Genomic DNA, 3,216 nt, shown 5'->3' with positions numbered 1-3,216 from the left:
CTCCCCTTCGAGCCGTTCCATCGTCTCCGTGGCGGGGTCGGGATCGACGCCGTTGTCGCGGAGCAGCTTCCGATTGCCGACCAGCACCTCGCTACCGTCGACCGTCGCCCGGACGCCGTGCCCGGGGACGTTCTCGAACTCGGCGGGCGAGCCGACCTCGATCCCGCGGTCCTCGGCGCCGTCGACGATCGCGCGGGCCAGCGGGTGCTCGCTGCCGCTCTCGGCCGTCGCCGCGAGCCGGAGCACGTCGTCCTCGTCGAGCCGCTCGCGTTCGGCGAGCTGGCCGCCATCCGGCGCCGCGTCACCGCCGTCAGCGCGAGCTTCCGCGCCGTCGAACACCACCACGTCGGTAAGCTCCATCTCGCCCTCGGTGAGCGTCCCGGTCTTGTCGAACACGACCGTGTCGACGTCCTTCGCGCGTTCGAGCACGTCGCCGCCCTTGAACAGCACGCCGTTCTGGGCGCCGATCGTCGTGCCGACCATCGTCGCCGCGGGCGTCGCGAGCCCGAGCGCGCAGGGGCAGGCGATCAGCACCGCCGACGCGAACACGACGATCGCGAACTCGAACACCGAGACGGTGCCGCCGGCGATCGCCGGGCCGCCGGCGACCAGCCCCCACAGCGGGAGCGAGTTCACGAGGCCGGCCAGCGTTCCGGGGAACAGGTACCAGACGACGCCCCAGAACAGGGCGTTGCCGATCACCGCCGGCACGAAGTACGCGGAGATGCGGTCCGCGAGGTTCTGGATGTCGGGCTGGCGGGACTGGGCCTCCTTCACCGTCCGGACGATCTGCTGGAGCGCCGTGTCGGCGCCGACTTTCGTCGCCTCGACGACCAGCACGCCGTTCTCGTTGATGGTCGAGCCGACGACCTCGTCGCCCTCGGTCTTCTCGACGGGGACCGACTCCCCGGTGACCATCGACTCGTCGACCGCAGATTGCCCGTCGACGACCACGCCGTCGGTGGGGATCTGCTCGCCCGGCCGGACTTTCATCCGATCGCCGACTTCCACGTCTTCGAGGGGGATCTCCTCCTCGTTGCCGTCCTCGTCGACGATCGTTGCGGTGTCGGCCTCCATCTCCAGCAGCGTCCGCAGCGCCTCGCCGGCCTGTCCCTTCGAGCGGGCCTCGAGGTAGTTGCCGAGCGTGATGAACACGAGGATCAGCGCCGCGGTGTCGAAGTAGAGGCTCCCCGCGATCAGGTCCAGAAGCGCCGCGACGGAGTAGACGTACGCGGTCGACGACCCGAGCGCGATCAGCACGTCCATGTTGGCGCGCCCGTTCGTGACGAGCGCGTTGTAGGAGTTCCTGTAGAACGACCGGCCGAGCACGACCTGTACGGGCGTCGCGAGCCCGAACATCACCCAGCCCAGCGGCACGCCGAACAGCGAGTCGGCGAGCAGACTGTCGAAGAAGAAGTGTTCGAACAGGAAGAACAGCAGCGGCGCCGACAGCGCGGCGCCGAACAGCGTCAGTCGGAGCTGTTTGCGGATCTCCTCGTTCCGGGCGGCGTCGCGGGCGGACTCGCCCTCGTCGTCGCCGCCCTCACGGACCGGCGTGTACCCCGCGTCCTCGATCGCGTCGTACATCGCCTCGAGCGAGGCGTCCTCGGGGTTGTAGGTGACCTGCGCCTCGTCGGTCGCGTAGTTCACCTCGGCGTCGACGACGCCGGGCACGCCCTCGAGCGCCTCCTCGTTGGCGTCGGCGCAGTTCGCACACGACATATCGGAGATGGCGATCGTCGCCGTCTCCGAGACGACGCCGTAGCCGGCCGCCTCGACGGCGTCGTAGATCTCGCCGAGCGATACCTTCTCGGGGTCGTACTCGACGCTGCCCTCGTCGGTGGCGTAGTTGACGTTCGCCTCGACCACGCCGTCGAGTTCGTCCAGCGCCTCGCCAACCGTCGCCGAGCAGTTGGCACAGGACATCCCCGTGACGTTCAGTTGTGCTGTGCGTGTTCCCATGGCTATCTACGTGTAGGGGCTCCTCCCTTAGTGCGTTTGTGCCTTCAGAACCAATGTACGATAGGTACTCGATTTTGGAAACCAAAGCAATAGGCGATCTTTGACTCACGTCGCCGTGTCGCTGCAGTGCGCCGAGGCGTCGGCACGACCGCCGAGTCGCCGACGCCCCCGCCGAGCGAAACCCGTATCCCCGGCGGTCGGCTACCGCCGACAAATGGACTGTGACCGGTGCGGCTCCGAGGCGGTGATGCACGCCGCCTACTCCGGGGCGCATCTCTGTGAGGAGCACTTCACGCGATCGGTCGAGAAGCGGGTCCGCCGCCGCGTTCGCGAGGACGGCCTCGTCTCCCGCGAGGCGACGCCCGACGACCCCGAGACGTGGGTGATCGGGCTCTCCGGCGGGAAGGACTCGGTGGTGCTGACGGAGATCCTCGCTGAGACGTTCGGCGAGGACCCCCGGATCGAACTGGTCGCGCTGTCGATCCACGAGGGGATCGAGGGGTACCGCGACGAGTCGCTGGCCGCTAGCGAGGAGCTGACCGAGGAACTGGGGATCGCCCACGAGGTCGTCGGCTACGAGGAGGAGTTCGGCGTCCGGATGGACGACGTAGTCGAGGACGACCCCGAGAACATGGCGCCCTGTGCGTACTGCGGCGTGTTCCGCCGGGACCTGCTGGAGGACTACGCCGAACAGTTGGGCGCGGACAAGCTGCTGACGGGCCACAACCTCGACGACGAGGCCCAGACGGCGCTGATGAACTTCCTCGAGGGCGACGTAAAGCAGGTCGCCAAACATTTCGACGCCTCCATCGGCGGCTTCGACGACCGCGAGGAGAGCGACTCGTTCGTCCCGCGGGCGAAGCCGCTGCGGGACATCCCGGAGAAGGAGGTGGCGCTGTACGCCCACGTGAACGACCTGCCGGCCCACATCACCGAGTGTCCCCACGCCAGCGAGGCGTACCGCGGGGAAATACAGGAACTGCTCCTGAAGCTGGAGGAGAACCACCCCGGGACCCGCCACTCGATCATGTCGGGGTACGAGGAGCTGGCGGAACTGGCAGCGGAGGCGTATGGCGGCGACGACGAGGGGAACCTCGGCGAGTGCGAGGAGTGCGGCTCGACGACCTCGGCGGACGTCTGTCGGAAGTGTCGGCTGCTGGCGTCGATGGAAGCGGTTTGAGTTGGGGGCGACGGATTTGGTAACTGCGACAGCTTCTGCAACCGCGACAACTTCTGCAACTGCGACAGCAACTC

Annotated in this window: 2 protein-coding genes; one reads left to right on the top strand and one right to left on the bottom strand. The window is 67.9% G+C overall.

Translation table 11 applies throughout. The features are described 5' to 3' along the window. Positions 1-1,962: heavy metal translocating P-type ATPase (locus tag ACFR9S_RS05565; protein ID WP_379818244.1), on the bottom strand; the 1,962-nt coding region annotated here is incomplete at its 3' end. 214 nt (positions 1,963-2,176) lie between these two features. Here ACFR9S_RS05565 and ncsA point away from each other — a divergent pair. Then, positions 2,177-3,142 carry a tRNA 2-thiolation protein NcsA gene (ncsA, locus tag ACFR9S_RS05560; RefSeq protein ID WP_379732285.1) on the top strand — a complete coding sequence of 322 codons (966 nt, stop codon included), beginning with the start codon at positions 2,177-2,179 and terminating at the stop codon, positions 3,140-3,142. The last annotated feature ends 74 nt before the right edge of the window (positions 3,143-3,216 follow it).

Origin of the sequence: Halolamina salina (genome assembly GCF_042678005.1) — an archaeon.
Taxonomy (GTDB): domain Archaea; phylum Halobacteriota; class Halobacteria; order Halobacteriales; family Haloferacaceae; genus Halolamina; species Halolamina salina.
This window is presented reverse-complemented; position numbering and strand designations above follow the sequence as displayed.

What these genes read in the sequence shown, in the direction of transcription:
- ncsA (WP_379732285.1), top strand. Translation starts at nt 2,177, where the DNA reads ATGGACTGTGACCGGTGCGGCTCCGAGGCGGTGATGCACGCCGCCTAC.